This window comes from Aquabacterium sp. A08 (assembly GCF_011742065.1).
On sequence record NZ_JAAQQT010000686.1, the window covers coordinates 1 to 17864 of the forward strand.

Sequence of the window (17864 nt, forward strand, 5' to 3'; positions counted from 1 at the left end):
GCCATGGCAGCCACACCGCCAAACGTCAGGCCCAACCCCAGGCACAGGCTCAATAGGAACTTTTTCATGTTCGTTGCTCTTGAAAGGTGGATGGAATCGGTCAAAGGGCTTCGGCGCCGGTTTCGCCGGTGCGGATGCGCACCACCTGCTCCAGCGGGAAGACGAAGATCTTGCCGTCGCCGATCTTGCCGGTGCGGGCCGCGCCTTCGATGGCTTCGATCACGCGCTCGACCAGGTCGTCGGCCACGGCGGCCTCGATCTTGACCTTGGGCAGGAAATCGACCACGTACTCGGCGCCGCGGTAAAGCTCCGTGTGCCCCTTCTGGCGACCAAAGCCCTTGACTTCGGTGACCGTGATGCCTTGCACGCCCATGAGCGAGAGCGCTTCGCGCACCTCGTCGAGCTTGAAAGGTTTGATGATGGCAGTGACCAGTTTCATGTTCAGCCTTTCGGGATTCCTCGGTTGCTGTGTCTGCGAACGGCGCCGGGCGCTGCCGCAACGGATGTCGGAACCGGTCTTTGCCCACTGAAGTGGGACGCCGACCGGACACGGCAAGACCCTAAGCACATTGCGTGCCAACCCCGCGCTTGCCGCGGCCGGGGCTTTCGTTACACTTTCTCCAGCGCCACCGCCGCAATGCACCACTTTAGTGCAAATTCAACGAGGGGCCGGCAAAGGCCCCGGCGGCGGCGCCCACAGGGAGGAAGGCCGACATGGGACTGTGTTTGGTGCAAAGCCGCACCTTGGTGGGGCTGAACGCGCACCCGGTGTGCGTGGAGGTGCATCTGGCCAACGGGCTGCCCAGCTTCACGCTGGTGGGGCTGGCCGACACCGAGGTGAAAGAAGCCCGCGAGCGGGTGCGCTCGGCGATCCAGAACGCCGGGCTCGAATGGCCCTCGTCGCAGCGCATCACCGTCAACCTGGCGCCGGCCGACCTGCCCAAGGAATCGGGCCGTTTCGACCTGCCGATCGCCGTCGGCATCCTGGCCGCCAGCGGCCAGATCGACCCCAGCCGCCTGGCGGGCCACGAATTTGCCGGCGAACTGTCCCTGGGCGGTGAACTGCGCCCGGTGCGCGGCGCCCTGCCCATGGCCCTGGCCCTGCGCCACAGCGGGGCCGACGCCACCGCCCTGGTCTTGCCCCCGGGCAGCGCCGAAGAAGCCGCCTTGGCACCGGGGGTGCGGGTCTACCGGGCCCGGCACCTGCTCGACGTGGCGCACCACCTGGGCGCGGCCGAGGCGACCCCCGACCCCGACGGCTGGTGCGCGGTCCAGGCGGCGCCGGCGGCGCGCCACAGCACCGGCCCAGACCTGGCCGACGTCAAAGGCCAGGCCGCGGCGCGGCGGGCGCTGGAAATTGCCGCGGCCGGGCAGCACAGCCTGCTGCTGAGCGGGCCACCGGGCGCCGGCAAATCCATGCTGGCGCAGCGTCTGGCCGGGCTGCTGCCCGAGATGGACGAGGTGGAGGCGCTGGAGTCGGCGGCCGTGGCCTCGCTGACCGGCCGCTTCGACCCGGCGCGCTGGGGCCAGCGCCCGACCTGCGCGCCGCACCACACCGCCAGCGCGGTGGCCCTGGTGGGCGGCGGCTCGCCACCGCGACCGGGCGAAATCTCGCTGGCGCACCACGGCGTGCTGTTCCTCGACGAACTGCCCGAATTCCCCCGGGCCGCCCTGGAAGCCCTGCGCGAGCCGCTGGAGACCGGCCAGATCCGGATTTCGCGCGCGGCGCGCCAGACCGACTTCCCCGCCCGCTTCCAGCTGGTGGGCGCCATGAACCCCTGCCCCTGCGGCTACCTGGGCGCCAGCCACCAGCGCTGCCGCTGCACCCCGGACCAGATCGCCCGCTACCAGGGCAAGCTCAGTGGCCCGCTGATGGACCGCATCGACCTGCACGTCGAGGTGCCCATGCTGCCGCCCGAAGCGCTGCTGTCGGCCACGCCGGGCGAAGCCAGCGCGGCGGTGCGCGCCCGGGTCCAGGCGGCCCGCGCGCGCGCCCTGCAGCGCCAGGGCCACGCCAACCACCGGCTGCAGGGCGACGCGCTGGACCGCCTGGTCGGCCTGACCCCGGCAGCACAGACCCTGCTGCACAACGCCGCCACCCGGCTGGGCTGGTCGGGCCGCGCCATGCACCGCGCGCTGCGGGTGGCGCGCACCATCGCCGACCTGGCCGGACAGCCCCAGACCGACGTGCCGCACATGGCCGAAGCCCTGCAGTACCGACCGGTGCGGGCGTGACGCATAATAAAAAAGGTACTTCCGTCGTTGGTCCAGACCCGCGGGCACCCCGTGCCGGCGCCGCCCCCCATGAACACCTCTGCGCCCCCGCTTTCCGGTTCGTTTGCCCACACCCGTTCTGGTCTGCCGCCGCTGTCGTGGCCCACGCCCCCGTTTCCCAGCTACGCTGAAACCCCGGCACCGCCCGAGGGCTGGGCCTGCCGCGTCGAAGGCAGCAACGGCCAGGTGCGGCCCTGCGTGCTGGTGGCGCTGGACGCCGCCACCCACACCGCCCACATCCAGGTGCCGCCGTCGCGCGCGGTCATGCCGCTGCGCTTCGACATGTTCCGCCGCATCACCCTGGACGCCCCACTGCGGCCCCAGGCCGACGCCAGCGACACGACCGACTTTGCCCACTCGCAACTGCTCGAGTACCGCCCCCGCCTGCCCTACAGCCTGACGCTCAAGGACGGCCAAACCGTGCGCGGCGAAACCCTGGGCCACCTGGAGCACGACGGCGGCCTGTTCCTCTTCACGCCGCTCAACGAATGGGACGAGGTGCAGCGCGTGTTCGTGCCGCGTGCGGCCTACACCCAGCTGCAGCTGGGCGAAGCCATTGGCCAGGTGCTGGTCGAGCAGCAGGCGGTCACGCCGGAACAGGTGGAGGTGGCCGCGCGCACCCAGGAAGCGCTGCGCAACCGCAAGCTGGGCGACTACCTGGTGATCCAGGAAATCGTCAAACCCGAAGAGCTGATGCAGGCGCTGGACGCCCAGTCGCGCATGCCCATGGTGCGCATCGGCGAGGCGCTGACCGCGCTCGGCCTGGTCACGCCCAGCCAGTTGCAGGACGCGCTGGAAAAGCAAAAGTCTGAACGCAGCGTGCCGCTGGGCGAGCTGCTGGTGCAGAGCGGCCAGCTCTCGCGCGCCGACCTGCGCGTGGCCCTGGCCCGCAAGATGGGTTACCCGGTGGTGGACCTGGCCCAGTTCCCCCTGGACGCCGAGGCGCTGCGCCGCGTGCCGCAGCACCTGGCGAGGCGCCACCAGGTCGTGCCGCTGCTGTGGCGCAGCGGCCTGCTGGTGGTGGCGGCCGAAGACCCGTCGCGGCGCGGCATGGTGGACGAGCTGGAGTTCACCCTGCAGGCCAAGGTGGTGCCGGCGCTGGCCAGCGGCACCCTGAACAACCAGGCCATCGCGGCGGCCTACGCCCGCTTCGGCATGGACGGCGGCCCGGCCAGCCCACCGGCCGGCGCCGAAGCCCCCGCCACCTCCTCCGACAAGCTGCTGGAGTCGCTGGAACTGGAGATGGCCGACGAGTCGCCCGACACCCTGGGTCAGATCGAACAGTCCGACAACTCGCTGGTGCGGCTGCTCAACACCATCATCATCGAGGCGCACAGCCAGGGGGCGTCCGACATCCACATCGAGACCCACCCGAGCAAGCGCAAGGTGCGCATCCGCCTGCGCAAGGACGGCCGGCTGGTGCCCTACATGGAGCTGCCGCACACCTACCGCGCGGCGCTGGTCGGGCGCATCAAGATCATGTGCGAGCTCGACATCTCCGAGCGCCGCAAGCCGCAGGACGGCAAGATCGACTTCGCCAAGTTCTCGCCGCACCACCGGCTGGAGCTGCGGGTCGCCACCATTCCCACCCACAACGGTGCCGAAGACGTGGTGATGCGCCTGCTGTCCTCGGCCAAACCGCTGCCACTGGACCAGCTGGGCCTGACCCCGGACAACCTGCGTCCCTTGCGCGAAGCGGTGGAGCGCCCGCACGGCATGGTGCTGTGCGTCGGCCCCACCGGCTCGGGCAAGACGACCACGCTGCACTCCATCCTGCAGCACATCAACACCCCGGACCGCAAGATCTGGACGGCCGAGGACCCGATCGAGATCGGCAACCCCGACCTGCGCCAGGTGCAGGTCAACCCCAAGATCGACTGGACCTTCGCCAAGGCCCTGCGCGCCTTCCTGCGGGCCGACCCGGACGTGATCATGGTCGGCGAAATCCGCGACCCCGAGACCGCGCAGGTGGCGATCGAAGCCTCGCTGACCGGGCACCTGGTGCTGTCCACCCTGCACACCAACAGCGCGGCTGAAACCGTGGTGCGCCTGCTGGACATGGGCATGGACCCGTTCAACTTCGCCGACTCGCTGCTGGGCGTGCTGGCCCAGCGCCTGGTGCGGCGGCTGTGCAGCGCCTGTGTGCAGAGCACCCCGGCCGATGCCGCCTGGGCCGAGGAGCTGCTGCTGGACTACCTGCACGGCTTCCCGGCCGCGCAGCGCCCCGACGCCGACGCCCTGCGCTCGGCCTGGATCGCCAGCCACGGCCAGGGCGGCCAGCTGGTGCGCCACCACGCGCCGGGCTGCCCGGCCTGCGACCAGTCGGGCTACAAGGGCCGCGCCGGCGTGCACGAGTGGCTGGCGGTGGACCCGACCCTGCGCCGGTTGATCCAGACCAAAGCCCCGTCCGACGCGCTGCAGCAGAGCGCGATGGCCACCGGCCATTTCCGCACACTGCGGCAGGACGGCATCCTCAAGGTGCTGCAGGGCCTGACCACCATCGACGAGGTGCGGGCCCACTGCAGCCACTGACCGCCACCACCCGGCCGGACCGCGGGTTGCGGCACCCGGTCGGCGTGCGGTGCGTGGCGGGCCCCGGCCGTCAGACGCGGCCCGGCCGGTTCAGAGGTTGGGCGCCAGCAGGCGTTCCAGCTCGGCTTCGGGCAGCCCGCGGCGGCGGGCCATGTCGGCCAGCTGGTCGTGGCCGATCTTGCCGACGTTGAAATAGGTCGCGGCCGGGTGGGCGATGTAGAACCCGCTCACGCTGGCCGCCGGGGTCATGGCCAGGCTCTCGGTCAGACCCATGCCGATCTCGCTGCACTGCAGCAGGTCGAACATGGCGCGCTTGACAGAGTGGTCGGGGCAAGCGGGATAGCCGGGCGCGGGGCGAATCCCCTGGTACTTTTCAGCAATCAGCTCGTCGTTGCCCAGGTCTTCGTGTGGCGCGTAGCCCCACAGGTCGGTGCGCACGCGCTGGTGCAGGCATTCGGCAAAGGCCTCGGCCAGTCGGTCGGCCAGGGCCTTGAGCAGAATGGCGTTGTAGTCGTCCTGCGCGGCCTCGAAGGCGGCGGCGCGCTTGTCAGCGCCGATGCCCGCCGTCACCGCGAACAGGCCCACGTGGTCGGCCACGCCCGTGGCCTGCGGCGCCACAAAGTCCGCCAGGCAGCGGCTGGGGCGCATCACGCCATCGATTTCCTGCTTCTCGGTCTGCTGGCGCAGGCCGTGCCAGGTCAGCGCCACCTGGGTGCGGGACTCGTCGGTGTAGAGCGCAATGTCGTCGTCGTTCACCGTGTGGGCGGGGTACAGCCCCACCACCGCGTTGGCGGTCAGCCAGCGGCCGTCCACGATCTTTTTCAGCATGGCCTGGGCATCGGCCAACACCTTGCGGGCCTGCTCGCCCACCACCTCGTCGTCCAAAATGGCGGGGTACGGGCCGGCCAAATCCCAGGTCTGGAAGAACGGGCCCCAGTCGATGTAAGCGGCCAGTTCACCCAGGTCGAAGTTCTTGAACACGCGCCGGCCCAGGAACTTGGGCGCTACCGGGGTGTAGGCGTCCCAGTCCAACGGGGTTTTGTTGGCGCGTGCCTTGGCCAGCGGCCACAGCGGCGTCTGCTTCTTGTTGGCGTGCTGGGTGCGCACCTGGTCGTAGTCGGCGGTCAGTTCGGCCAGGAACGCGGGCTTGGCCTCCCCCAGCAGGTTCTGCGCCACGCCCACGCTGCGCGAGGCGTCGGGCACGTAGACCACCGGGCCGCTGTAGTTCGGCGCAATTTTCACCGCCGTGTGCACGCGGCTGCAGGTGGCGCCGCCGATGAGCAACGGAATGCCGCGCTCGCGGAAGTACGGGTCTTTTTCCATCTCAGACGCGACGTACTGCATCTCCTCCAAGCTGGGGGTGATCAGGCCAGACAGACCCACGATGTCAGCGCCCACCTCTTTGGCCTTGGCCAGAATTTCGTGGCACGGCACCATCACGCCCATGTTCACCACGTCGAAGTTGTTGCACTGCAAGACCACCGTCACGATGTTCTTGCCGATGTCGTGCACGTCGCCCTTGACGGTGGCGATCACGATTTTGCCCTTGCTCTTGACGTCGCCCCCGGCGGCTTCCAACTGGCGCTTTTCTTCCTCGATGTAGGGCACCAGGTGGGCCACGGCCTGCTTCATCACGCGGGCGCTCTTCACCACCTGCGGCAGGAACATCTTGCCCTGGCCGAACAGGTCGCCCACCACGTTCATGCCGTCCATCAGCGGGCCTTCGATCACGTGCAGCGGGCGGCCGCCGTCGGCGCGCAAGGCCTGCCACATCTCCTCGGTGTCTTCAGTGATGAACTCGTTCTGGCCGTGCACCAGCGCGTGCTTCAGGCGCTCGCGCACCGGCAGCGCGCGCCAGGCGTACTTGGCGGAATCGTCCTTGGCCGCGCCTTTGACGGTTTCGGCGATCTCCAGCAGGCGCTCGGTTGCGTCCGGCCGGCGGTTCAGCACCACGTCTTCCACGCGCTCGCGCAGTTCGGGGTCCAGGTCGTCGTACACGCCGACCATGCCGGCGTTGACGATGCCCATGTCCATGCCCGCCTGGATGGCGTGGTACAGAAACACGGTGTGGATGGCCTCGCGCACCGGCTCGTTGCCGCGGAAGCTGAACGACACGTTGGACACGCCGCCGCTCACCTTGGCGCCCGGCAGGTGCTGCTTGATCCAGCGGGTGGCGTTGATGAAGTCCACCGCGTAGTTGTTGTGTTCCTCGATGCCGGTGGCGATGGCGAAGATGTTCGGGTCGAAGATGATGTCTTCGCACGGGAAGCCCACCTCGTCCACCAGGATGCGGTAGGCCCGCTCGCAGATCTCGATTTTGCGCTCGTAGGTGTCGGCCTGGCCCTGCTCGTCAAAAGCCATCACCACGGTGGCGGCGCCGTAGCGCCGGATCAACCGGGCCTGACGCTTGAACTCCTCCACTCCCTCTTTCATCGAGATGGAATTGACCACGCTCTTGCCCTGCACGCACTTCAGCCCGGCCTCGATCACGCTCCACTTGGACGAATCGATCATCACCGGCACGCGGGCGATGTCGGGCTCGCCGGCCATGAGGTTGAGGAAACGCACCATGGCGGCCTGGCTGTCGAGCATGGCCTCGTCCATGTTCACGTCCACGATCTGCGCACCGTTTTCCACCTGCTGGCGCGCCACGGCCAGGGCTTCCTCGTACTGGCCGTTCAAGATCATGCGCGCGAACGCCTTGGAGCCGGTGACGTTGGTGCGCTCGCCGATGTTGACGAACAGGCTGTGCTCATCGATGGCCAGCAGCTCCAGGCCGGACAACAGCATGGGGGGCACGGAAGACGGGGCGGCGGCGCGGTCCGGGTGGTCAGGGTTCACGGTGTGGGGGGCGGTAGGGGGCACGGCACTCACCTGCAAAGCAGTCGTCAGGTGAGCGCGGTTGGGACGGGAAGGGGCCAAGCCTGACGGCGCGCCCCACCGGCGGGCGGGGGACGCGCGGTTGCAGCGCTCCTTGGCAAGCCGCTATTTTATCGGGCAGCGGCCAGAAACGCGTCCAGCAGCGGATGGCAGTCCAGCAGGTCGCCGTTGAGGTGGTGGAATTCCGGGTGCCACTGCACCCCGCACACGAAGCTGCGCCCCTGCCAGCGGATGGCCTCGACCACGCCGTCGTGGGCGGTCGCCTCGACCACCACGTCCTTGCCCAGGCGCTGCACCGCCTGGTGGTGGATGGACGCCACCTGCCCGCCGGCCACCCCGCCGAACCACTGGGCGAACTGGCCCCCAGGGGTGAAGGTGACCGCGTGCGCATTGCGGTCGTAGGCCGGGGTTTCATGGCCGTGCGAGTCGGGGCACTGGGTCGGCAGGTCCTGGTACAGGCTGCCACCCAGGGCCACGTTGATCAGCTGCATGCCGCGGCAGATGCCCAGGATGGGCTTGCCCGCCTCCATGAACTCGTGCACCAGCTCCAGTTCATAGGCGTCGCGCACCGGGTCACCGCTCCACTCGGGCTTGAGCGGCTCCTCGCCGTAGGCGCGCGGGCTCACGTCGGCACCGCCCTGCAAAATCAGGCCGTCCAGGTACTCCGCGTAGTCGCGGATGCGGATGTTGCTGCGCAGCAGCGCCCCGTCCTGCAGCACCGACGGCACCATCAGCACCAGCGTGTCGCGCGAGGCCGCCCACTGCGCCACCGACTGCTCCAGCACCTGCAGGGTTTTGGTCTGCAGCCCCACCCCGCCCCGCTCCGGGTGGGCAATGCGGGCGGACAAACCGATGTGAACCGGGCGGCGACGACCAAACACAGGCAACTCCAGCAGTCAGGGTTGCCCGTGGGAGTCAGACGTTGAACAGGAAGTTCATCACGTCGCCGTCTTTGACGACGTAGTCCTTGCCCTCGGCGCGCATCTTGCCCGCGTCCTTGGCGCCCTGCTCGCCCTGGTAGGCGATGTAGTCGTCAAAACCGATGGTCTGGGCGCGGATGAAGCCGCGCTCGAAGTCGCCGTGGATGACGCCCGCCGCCTGCGGCGCGGTGTCGCCGATGTGGATGGTCCAGGCGCGCACCTCTTTCACGCCGGCGGTGAAATAGGTTTGCAGGCCCAACAGCTTGAAGCCGGCGCGGATCAGGCGGTTCAGGCCGGGTTCGTCCTGGCCCAACTCCTTCAAGAACTCCAGCCGGTCGGCGTCGTCCATTTCGCTCAGTTCGGCCTCGATCTTGGCGCAGATGGCCACCACCGGGGCGTTTTGCTGGTCGGCGTATTCGCGCAGGCGGTCCAGGAAGGGGTTGTTCTCGAAACCGTCTTCGCTGACGTTGCCCACAAACATGGCCGGCTTGGCGGTGATCAGGCACAACGGCTTCAGGATGGCGCGCTCTTCGTCGCCCAGCTCCAGCGTGCGCACCGGCTTGCCCTGGTCCAGCACCGCCTGCACCTTGGTCAGCACCTGCACCAGCTTGGCCGCTTCCTTGTCGTTGCCGCTCTTGGCGGCCTTGGTGTAGCGCTGCAGGCTTTTTTCCACCGTGCCCAGGTCGGCCAGGCACAGCTCGGTCTGGATCACCTCGATGTCCGCGATCGGGTCCACCTTGTTGGCCACGTGGATGACGTTGTCGTCTTCAAAACAGCGCACCACGTTGACGATGGCATCGGTTTCGCGGATGTGGGCCAGGAACTGGTTGCCCAAGCCCTCGCCCTGGCTGGCCCCGGCCACCAGACCGGCGATGTCCACGAACTCCACAATCGCCGGCACGATGCGCTCGGGCTGGATGATGGCGGCCAGCTGCTGCAGGCGCGGGTCCGGCACCTCGACCACGCCCACGTTGGGCTCGATGGTGCAGAAGGGGTAGTTCTCGGCCGCGATGCCGGCCTTGGTCAGGGCGTTGAACAGGGTGGATTTGCCGACGTTGGGCAGGCCGACGATGCCGCACTTGAGAGACATGGAATTTCCTTACGTACCGGCCTGATGAACGGCCATCACACCGGGCAAAAAAAAAGCGACCGCAGGCACGGTCGCTTTTTCGGGGTTGCCTGCCCAACCGGGTTGGAACAAGAACTGTTTGGTGGCCTGGGACGGAATCGAACCATCGACACGCGGATTTTCAATCCGCTGCTCTACCAACTGAGCTACCGGGCCAAGACCGTTACTATAACACAGGTTTTCAGGCCCCGGAACGCTTGGAGCGAGAAAGATCCACGCCGAGCTGTTTCAGCTTGCGGTAGAGGTGGGTGCGCTCCAGCCCGGTCTTCTCGGCCACGCGGGTCATGGAGCCCTGCTCCTTGGCCAGGTGGAATTCAAAGTAGGCCTTTTCAAAGGCGTCGCGCGCCTCGCGCAGCGGCACGTCCAGGTCGAAGGGCTGCACCGACGGCTCCGTCACTGGCGCGGCACCGGCCGGGGCGTCGGGCAACGGGGGCAGGCCGAGGGGGCTCGGCCCCTCGGCCGAGGCGGGCGGCGCCAGCCCGGCCGGCTTGGGCGGCACCGGTTTGGCGGCCGCCTTGTTCAGGCCCTTTTCCACCGCCTGCAGCAGTTTTTGCAGGGTGATGGGTTTTTCCAGGAAGGCCATGGCGCCGATGCGGGTCGCCTCCACCGCGGTGTCGATGGTGGCGTGCCCGCTCATCATGATGACCGGCATGGTCAGCAGGCCGCTGCTCGACCACTCCTTGAGCAGGGTCACGCCGTCGGTGTCGGGCATCCAGATGTCCAGCAGCACCAGGTCGGGGTGGCCGTTGGCGCGCAGTTCGCGCGCGCGGGCGGCGTTTTCGGCCACCTCCACCGCGTGTCCCTCGTCGTTCAGGATTTCGAACAACAGGTCCCGGATGCCCAGTTCGTCATCCACCACCAGTATGTTTGCCATGGTGTGCGTCGTGCCTTTTGTGCAGAGCTCAATGATGTTGCATATTTGCAACCCTGAATGATAGCGAGACTTTCGCGCCGCGCACCTCGCCGCCGTCGAGGCGCTGGGCGATCTCGACCCGGCCGCCGTGCTCGTCCATGATTTTCTTGACCACCGCCAGCCCGAGCCCGGTGCCCTTGGCCTTGGTGGTGACGTAGGGCTCGAAGGCGCGCTTGAGGATGGGCTCGGCAAAGCCGGGGCCGTGGTCCAGCACCTGCAGGCGCACCCAGCGCCCGCTGTCGGACGGGCGGGTGCGCAGCAACACCGGCCCGGCCCCGGGCGGGGTGGCGTCCTGGGCGTTCTGCACCAGGTTGTGCACCACCTGGCGCACCTGTTGTGGGTCGGCCAGCACCTCGGGGCAGGCGGGGTCCAGCTCCAGCCGCAGCGGCACCTCGGCGGCGTCGTACAGCCCAACGATGTCGCCCACCAGGGCGTTGAGCTGCACCGGCTGCAGTTGCGCCGCCGGCAGTCGGGCGTAGTCGCGGAATTCGTTGACCAGCCGCTTCATCGCATCGACCTGGTCCACGATGGTCTTGACCGATTTGTGCAGCACCGCCAACTCGGGGCCCACCAATTTGGGCTCCAGCTTCATGGCCAGCCGTTCGGCCGAGAGCTGGATGGGGGTGAGCGGGTTCTTGATCTCGTGGGCCAAGCGGCGCGCCACCTCGCCCCAGGCCTGGGCGCGCTGGGCCGAGATGATGTCGGACACGTCGTCGAACACCAGCAGCAACCCGCCGTTGGGCAGCAGGGCGCCCCGCGCGATCAGGGTGACGCCGCGGCCGGCTTCGGCGTGCTCGGCCTCGGGGCCGTGCAGCTCGAAGGACTGCTGCCAGTGGCCGCCTTCCTGGTGCGTCTGGTCGGACAGGAAGCGGTCGAACTGCTGCTGCACCCAGGCGCCGAAAGCGTCGAGACCGGGCAGGGACGCCAGGGGCTGGCCCAGGTGGGCGGCCAGGGGCGCGCGCAAGACGCGGGTGGCGCCCGGGTTGGCGCTGAGCACGCGCTGTTCGGTGTCGAGCACCACCACCCCGGCGGTCAGGTTGTCCAGCAGGGTCTGCAGGCTGGCCCGGGCCGCGTCGACCTGGCCCATGCTGTGCTGCACGGCCTGGCGCGCATCGGCCAGTTCCTGCGTCATGTGGGCAAAGGTGCGGGTCAGCCCGGCGAGTTCATCGCGGGCGGGCAGCGAGGCCTTGGGCGTCAGGTCGCCCCGGGCGACGTCGCGCATGCCCTCGGCCAGCACCAGCAGGGGACGCACCAGCTGGTTGCCCAGCAGCACCGCCAGCAGCACCGCCCCGAACACCGACAGGAACAGCGCCAACGTGAGCGTGCCGATGTACATGCTGCGCAGCCCGCCGCGCGCCAGGGCGCGCTCCTGGTATTCGCGGTTGGCCACCTGCACCGCCAGCGCGTCGGCCACCAGCGCGGCCGGCACCGGCGCGACCACCTCCAGAAACCGCACGTCGCTGCCAAAACCGAAACTGGCCGGCGCCACCAGCGCCAGCACCCGCACCCGCGGCAGCGCCGCCGCCGGCAGCTGCAGCAGTTCGCGCGGGTCCTGCAGGGCTTCCAGGTCCTCCAACCCCTCCAGCGTGGCCACGGCGCGTTCGCTGCGTACCTGCCGCATCAGGGCCGCCGACGGGCGGTGCGGCGACAGGCGAAAGCGCGATTCACCGGCGCTGGCCAAGGCCTGGCCGCTGCTGCTCCAGAGGATGGCGTCGGCCACCAGCAGTTGCTCGCGCACCCGTTCCAGCGCCAGCACCGCCTGGGCGTCGGACACGCCGCCCAGCGCGCTGGCGGCGGCGCGGGTCTTGCCGGCTATGTCGCTGCTCAGCGTCTCCAGCGTGGTCCGCCCCAGGCTCAGGCCGGCGGCCAGGGCGCTTTCCACGCGCACGTCGAACCAGGTTTCGATGGAGCGCGACACGAACTGGTAGGACACGGTGTAGATCAACAGACCGGGCAGCAGGCCCACCAGCCCGAAAATGGCCGTGAGCTTGAGCAGCAGAAAACTGCCGAAGCGGCGGCGCCGCAGCCGCAGGACCAGCCGCGCCGCCAGCCAGAGCAGCACCAACCCCAGGACCGTGGCCACGGCCACGTTCAGCCACAGCAGGCTGGCATAGTCCTCGCCCTGGAAGGTGCGGTGGTCGGTGGCCAGCGCCAGCAGGAAGAACAGCACCAGCGCCATGCCGCCCATGAAGACCAGCCCCAGGCCCAGCAGCCAGCGGCGGCCGGACGCGCTCATGGACAAGCCGCTGCCGTTCATTCGGTGGCGGCGCGGGGGCCGGTCGGGTCGGCGGCGGGCACGGTCAGGGTCTGACGGTGCACCGGGGCGTCGGGGCCCGGGCCGGCCGTGCCCAGCAGGAAGGGCCGCGGCAGCAGGCCGGTGTCCAGACGGAACTGCACGTCCAGCCGCTCCTGGCCCGCGTCAGACAGTTGGGCCGCGTCGGCCACGCGCCAGCGGGTGACGCGGCTGACGGCGGCCAGGGCTTCGTCCAGGCGCTCCAGGTTCTGGTGCAGGGCGCTGCCCAGACCGGCCTCGACCACCGGGCCACTGCCCACGCTGACCCGCCAGCGCCGCGTCAGGGGCTGGTAGACCACACGGGCGACCCGCGTGGCCGTGCCCAGGCGCTGGTCGGCCCAGTACCAGCGGGGGCGGCGCAACTCGGCCTGCCAGACGAAGTGCACCGGCACCCCGCGCTGCAGCACGTCCTCCAAGCCGGGCTGCAGCGCCAGGGCGACGCGCGCGGTCAGGTAGAGCCCGTCCTCGGCACGTTCCAGCCGGAAAGCGGGCTCGCTGCCGGCCCAGGCGGGCAGACCGCACGCCAGCCAGGCGCAGGCCAGTTGCAGCGCCCAGGTCCGCACGCGGCACCTCCAGCCGGCACCGGGCGCGCGCTGGCGCCCGGCCTCAGGCCGGGGCCTTGTGCCAAAGCGCATAGTAAAAACCATCCAGTCCACCGTCGGCATTGTCGTGCATGGCCGGCTGGCCCGTGGCCGCGGCCCAGCCGGTGCCGGGCAGCAGGTGGCCGGGCGCCGGCAGGCGCTGCGCCTCGGGGTGGCGCTGGGCGAAGGCGTCCATCTGCTGTGCGCCCTCGGCACGGAACACCGAGCAGGTGCAGTACAGCAGGTGCCCGCCCGGGCGCAGGGTGGGCCAGAGCGCCTCCAGCAGGCGCTTTTGCTGGGCCGCCAGCTGGGGGATGTCGCCCGGGCGGCGCAGCCAGCGCACGTCCGGGTGGCGCCGCACGATGCCCGACGCGGTGCAAGGCGCGTCCAGTAGGATGGCGTCAAAGGGCTCGCCGTCCCACCAGCGGTCGGGCTCCGCGGCGTCGGCCGCGAGCACCCGGGCGCGCAGGCCCAGGCGGTCCAGGTTGTCGCGGATGCGCTGGGCACGGGCCGCGTCCACGTCCAGCGCCCAGACGTCAAGGTCGGCGGCTTCGAGGAGGTGCGCGGTTTTGCCGCCCGGGGCGGCACAGGCGTCCAGCACGCGCGCGCCAGGCGCCAGCGCCGCCGCGCCCAGCAACAGCGGGGCGGCCAGCTGGGCGGCCCCGTCCTGCACGGACACCCAGCCCTCCGCCCAGCCCGGCAGGCGTTCGACGGCCACCGCCCGCTGCAACACCACCCCGTCCGGCCCGAGCGGCTGGCCCGGGTGGCCGGCGGCCTGCAGGTCGTTCAGGTACGCGTCGCGGGCACGCCGGCGCCGGTTGACGCGCAACAGCATGGGCGCCGCCCGCTGGTTGGCCTGCAGCAGGGCCTGCCAGTGCGCGGGGTGGTCGCGGCGCAGTTGCTTGACCCACCAGAACGGGTGGTTCCAGCGCGCCTCGGCGTCCTCGTGGGCGCGAGCCCGCAGGGCGTCGCCCTCGCGCAGAAAGCGGCGCAAACAGGCGTTGACGAACCCACCGGCCGCGCCGCGCAGGCGCTCGCAGGCCTGCACCGCCTGGTCCACCACGGTGTGCGGGGCGTAGCGCAGCGCCTCGGGGTCGTCGGGGGCCAACAGGGTCAGGGCCAATCCCAGCAGGGCCGCCACTTCGGCGGGGGGCGGGCGGTCGGCCAGCAGCCCGGTCCAGACCCGGGCTTCACCCCAGTGGCGCAAGCCGTGGTAAACCAGCGCCTGCACGCCGGGCCGCAACGCGGCCGGGACGCGGGGCATGGCCTCGGTCAGGGAGCGGCCCTGCTGCACCGCGTGCAGCACCTGGGCGGCCGCGGCCAGCTGTTCGGACAAGGCGGGGGTGGCGTTCATTCAGGACAGGGGCTGGCCCAGGGCCAGCGGTTGGGTGTCGGCAAAAGGCTGGGGGGTGGCGGACTCGCGCCCGTCGCTGGGGCGCAGCGCGGGCATGCGGCCGCCGTAAATCCGCTCGATGCGCTGGGCCAGCGGGGGGTGGGCGTCGAACCAGCGGGCGACGCGGCCCGATTCGCCCGACACCAGCAGCATGTGCTGCACCGTGGGCTGCTGCAGCCGGTCGGGCGCGGCGGTGCCCTGCCCCACCACTTTGCGCAGGGCGCGGCCCATGCCGTCACGGTTGCGGGTCCACTGCACGGCGCGCGCGTCGGCCAGGAATTCGCGCTGGCGCGACACGGCGGCCTGCAGCGCGTGGCCGGCCAACCAGCCCAACCAGCCCACGCCCATCAGCGCCAGCCCCAGCAGAAAACCCACGTGGCGCTGTCCCCGCTCGTTGGGCGCGGCCAGGGACTGGCCCAGCCGATGGATCATCTCCAGCCCGAACACCATGCCGGCCAGGCGCATGTTCAGGCGGGTGTCGCCCTCCCGAATGTGGCTCAGTTCGTGCGCCACCACGCCCTGCAGTTCTTCGCGCGTCAGGTGCTCCAGCGCCCCCTGGGTCACGGCGACGGCCGCGTCCTCGGCGTCCCAGCCGGTGGCGAAGGCGTTGATGGCCGCCTCCCGCGCCAGCACCATGGGCTGCGGCGGGCGCATGCCCGCGGCAATGGCCAGTTCGTGCACCACGTGCACCAGGCGCTGTTCGTCGCCACTGCCCGAAGGCCGCGCCGCCCGTGCGCCCAGCCGTTCGGCCAGCCGCACGCCGCCACCGGCCAGTTGCGAGGTTTCGACCCACCAGCCCCCCAGCACGAACAGCAGCGTCAGCCCGGTGTTGACCGCAAAAAAGTGGCGCGGGTAGCCCAGCCCCCCGCCCACGGTCAACCACCAGGCCAGCGCCAGCACCGCGTTGACGGCCAGCACCAGCAGCGCCACCATCAGCGCAAACCAGACCAGCAGGCGCCGGGTCTGGCCGCGCGCGTCGCGCTGGAATTGGAAAAACCGCATCGCCGGGGAATCAGAGCTGGACCTTGGGCGCCTGGCGCTCGGCCTCGCTGGCGGTGGCCGCCAGCATCTCCAGCGGGGTGAAGCCCAGCAGCCGCGCCACCACCACGGTGGGAAAGTGCAGCGCCGCGTCGTTGTACTCCAGCACAAAGTCGTTGTAGGCCTGGCGCGCAAAGCCGACGCGGTTTTCGGTGTGCGTCAGCTCCTCGTGCAGGTCGCGCAGGCGGGCATCGGCCTTCAGGTCGGGGTAGTTTTCAACCACGGCGAACAGGCGCCCCAGGGCACCGCCCAGCAGCTGCTCGGCCCCGGCCAGCGCGCCCAGCGCCCCGGCATTCAGCGGCTGCGCCGCGGCGCCCTGCTCGGCGCTGCGGGCCTGGTTGCGCGCCGCGATCACCGCCTCCAGGGTCTGCGCCTCGTGCGCCAGGTAGCTGCGCGCCACCTCCACCAGGTTCGGAATCAGGTCGTAGCGCCGCTTGAGCTGCACGTCGATCTGGCCAAAGGCGTTGGCCACCTGGTTCTTCAACCGCATCAGCCGGTTGTAGGCGCCCACCGCCCAGAACACCCCCAGCGCCAACAGCACCAGAATCACCCCATTGACCACCGCCATGCCCGCTCCTGCGCCCCGACAGCGCGGCGGCACCCGCCACCCGCCCGAAGCCTGTGCCGCAACTGTAACCGAGCGCCCATGAAAAAACCCCGAGCCGCGGCAGCGGTTCGGGGTCGGTGGCCCGGTCCGGTCACGCCCTGGCGGGCGCCACCGGACACGGTCGCCAGGGCTTACTCGGCCGCCTGGGCGTCGTTGGCCTCGGCCTGGTCGGCCGCCAGCGACGCGGCGTCCGCGTCGGCAATCGCGCGGCGCTCTTCCTCGTCCATCTGCTCCTTGGCACGGCGGGCGTCGTGGAAGGCCATGCCGGTGCCGGCCGGGATCAGGCGACCCACGATCACGTTTTCCTTCAGGCCACGCAGTTCGTCGCGCTTGCCCATGATGGCCGCTTCGGTCAGCACACGGGTGGTTTCCTGGAAGGAGGCCGCGGAGATGAACGAATCGGTCGACAGGGACGCCTTGGTGATGCCCAGCAACACGTTGCTGTAGGTCGCCGGGGTCTTGCCGTCGGCGCGCAGCGCGTCGTTGGTGTTGAGGATCTCGGAACGCTCCACCTGCTCGCCGTTGATGTAGCTGGAGTCGCCGGCGTTTTCCACCACCACGCGACGCAGCATCTGGCGCACGATCACTTCGATGTGCTTGTCGTTGATCTTCACACCCTGGAGTCGGTACACGTCCTGCACTTCGTCCACGATGTAGCGGGCCAGCTCTTCCATGCCCAGCAGGCGCAGGATGTCCTGCGGGTCGGCCGGGCCGTCCACAATGCTCTCGCCCTTGTTGACCACCTGGCCTTCGTGCACCAGGATGTTCTTTTCCTTGGGCACGAGCTCGTCCCACACCTTGCCGTCCGGGTCGGTGATCTGCAGACGCACCTTGCCTTTGGTCTCCTTGCCGAAGGACACGGTGCCGGTGATCTCGGCCAGCATGCCCTTGTCTTTCGGGCTGCGGGCTTCGAACAGCTCGGCCACGCGCGGCAGACCGCCGGTGATGTCGCGGGTCTTCTGGCCTTCGACCGGGATGCGGGCCAGCACTTCGCCGGGGCCCACGTCTTGGCCGTCGCGCACCTGGATCAGCGCGCCCACCTGGAAGCCGATGGTCACCGAGTGGTCGGTGCCCGGGATCTTCACTTCGTGGCCCTGGGCGTCGATCAGCTTGACCTGCGGACGCACCACCTTGGCCGAGCCGCGGCGTTTCGGGTCGATCACCACCAGGGTGCTCAGGCCGGTCACGTCGTCCACCTGCTTGGCCACCGTCAGGCCCTCTTCCACGTTCTCGAACTTCGCCACACCGGCGAATTCGGTGATGATGGGGCGGGTCAGCGGGTCCCAGTTGGCCAGGATGGTGCC

Annotated in this window: 12 protein-coding genes, 1 tRNA gene, 1 pseudogene and 1 riboswitch; of the genes and pseudogenes, 2 read left to right on the forward strand and 12 right to left on the reverse strand. The window is 69.9% G+C overall.

The window, feature by feature from the left end; genetic code table 11:
* Positions 1-100: 100 nt before the first annotated feature.
* On the reverse strand, positions 101-439 hold the full coding sequence (gene glnK / locus HA630_RS17920; RefSeq protein ID WP_166836467.1) for a P-II family nitrogen regulator: 339 nt from the start codon (positions 437-439) through the stop codon (positions 101-103).
* Between the two features lie 275 nt (positions 440-714).
* Between glnK and HA630_RS17925 the strand changes: the two genes are divergently transcribed.
* Positions 715-2235 carry a YifB family Mg chelatase-like AAA ATPase gene (locus HA630_RS17925; RefSeq protein ID WP_166836469.1) on the forward strand — a complete coding sequence of 507 codons (1521 nt, stop codon included), beginning with the start codon at positions 715-717 and terminating at the stop codon, positions 2233-2235.
* 69 nt (positions 2236-2304) lie between these two features.
* On the forward strand, positions 2305-4806 hold the full coding sequence (locus tag HA630_RS17930) for a GspE/PulE family protein (protein WP_243855508.1): 2502 nt from the start codon (positions 2305-2307) through the stop codon (positions 4804-4806).
* Positions 4807-4896: 90 nt separating this feature from the next.
* On the opposite strand, the gene metH is transcribed toward HA630_RS17930, so the two are convergent.
* The 11 genes and pseudogenes from metH to HA630_RS23800 form a co-directional block, all read right to left on the reverse strand.
* Positions 4897-7647, reverse strand: a complete 2751-nt coding sequence (gene metH, locus HA630_RS17935; RefSeq protein WP_371809283.1) for a methionine synthase — start codon at positions 7645-7647, stop codon at positions 4897-4899.
* A gap of 46 nt (positions 7648-7693) precedes the next feature.
* Positions 7694-7788, reverse strand: a riboswitch (S-adenosyl-L-homocysteine riboswitch).
* Between the two features lie 8 nt (positions 7789-7796).
* On the reverse strand, positions 7797-8534 hold the full coding sequence (locus tag HA630_RS17940) for a gamma-glutamyl-gamma-aminobutyrate hydrolase family protein (protein WP_243855509.1): 738 nt from the start codon (positions 8532-8534) through the stop codon (positions 7797-7799).
* A 67-nt stretch (positions 8535-8601) separates the two neighbouring features.
* Positions 8602-9696: a redox-regulated ATPase YchF gene (gene ychF, locus HA630_RS17945; RefSeq protein WP_166836472.1), complete on the reverse strand. Its 1095-nt coding sequence runs from the start codon at positions 9694-9696 to the stop codon at positions 8602-8604.
* Positions 9697-9815: 119 nt separating this feature from the next.
* A tRNA-Phe gene (locus HA630_RS17950) sits at positions 9816-9891 on the reverse strand.
* Positions 9892-9916: 25 nt separating this feature from the next.
* Positions 9917-10609, reverse strand: a complete 693-nt coding sequence (locus tag HA630_RS17955) for a response regulator (RefSeq protein ID WP_166836474.1) — start codon at positions 10607-10609, stop codon at positions 9917-9919.
* Positions 10610-10637: 28 nt separating this feature from the next.
* The gene (locus HA630_RS17960; RefSeq protein ID WP_243855510.1) at positions 10638-12884 is read right to left on the reverse strand and encodes an ATP-binding protein; all 2247 of its coding nucleotides are present in this window, start codon (positions 12882-12884) and stop codon (positions 10638-10640) included.
* 17 nt (positions 12885-12901) lie between these two features.
* A complete protein-coding gene (locus HA630_RS17965) occupies positions 12902-13504 on the reverse strand; it encodes a DUF4390 domain-containing protein (RefSeq protein WP_166836477.1) in 603 nt (200 codons plus the stop codon).
* 43 nt (positions 13505-13547) lie between these two features.
* Positions 13548-14876: a 16S rRNA (cytosine(967)-C(5))-methyltransferase RsmB gene (rsmB, locus tag HA630_RS17970; protein WP_166836479.1), complete on the reverse strand. Its 1329-nt coding sequence runs from the start codon at positions 14874-14876 to the stop codon at positions 13548-13550.
* Positions 14877-15917, reverse strand: coding sequence for a M48 family metalloprotease (locus HA630_RS17975; RefSeq protein WP_166836481.1), 1041 nt, complete (start codon positions 15915-15917; stop codon positions 14877-14879).
* 10 nt (positions 15918-15927) lie between these two features.
* Positions 15928-16521: a LemA family protein gene (locus tag HA630_RS17980; protein ID WP_166836483.1), complete on the reverse strand. Its 594-nt coding sequence runs from the start codon at positions 16519-16521 to the stop codon at positions 15928-15930.
* A gap of 170 nt (positions 16522-16691) precedes the next feature.
* Positions 16692-17864, reverse strand: a pseudogene (locus tag HA630_RS23800) (DNA-directed RNA polymerase subunit beta'); the annotation flags it as partial.

Coding starts and splice junctions, on each gene's coding strand:
- HA630_RS17980 (WP_166836483.1), bottom strand. CDS start 16,521: ATGGCGGTGGTCAATGGGGTGATTCTGGTGCTGTTGGCGCTGGGGGTG.
- HA630_RS17930 (WP_243855508.1), top strand. CDS start 2,305: ATGAACACCTCTGCGCCCCCGCTTTCCGGTTCGTTTGCCCACACCCGT.
- rsmB (WP_166836479.1), bottom strand. CDS start 14,876: ATGAACGCCACCCCCGCCTTGTCCGAACAGCTGGCCGCGGCCGCCCAG.
- HA630_RS17960 (WP_243855510.1), bottom strand. CDS start 12,884: ATGAGCGCGTCCGGCCGCCGCTGGCTGCTGGGCCTGGGGCTGGTCTTC.
- glnK (WP_166836467.1), bottom strand. CDS start 439: ATGAAACTGGTCACTGCCATCATCAAACCTTTCAAGCTCGACGAGGTG.
- HA630_RS17925 (WP_166836469.1), top strand. CDS start 715: ATGGGACTGTGTTTGGTGCAAAGCCGCACCTTGGTGGGGCTGAACGCG.
- ychF (WP_166836472.1), bottom strand. CDS start 9,696: ATGTCTCTCAAGTGCGGCATCGTCGGCCTGCCCAACGTCGGCAAATCC.
- HA630_RS17955 (WP_166836474.1), bottom strand. CDS start 10,609: ATGGCAAACATACTGGTGGTGGATGACGAACTGGGCATCCGGGACCTG.
- HA630_RS17975 (WP_166836481.1), bottom strand. CDS start 15,917: ATGCGGTTTTTCCAATTCCAGCGCGACGCGCGCGGCCAGACCCGGCGC.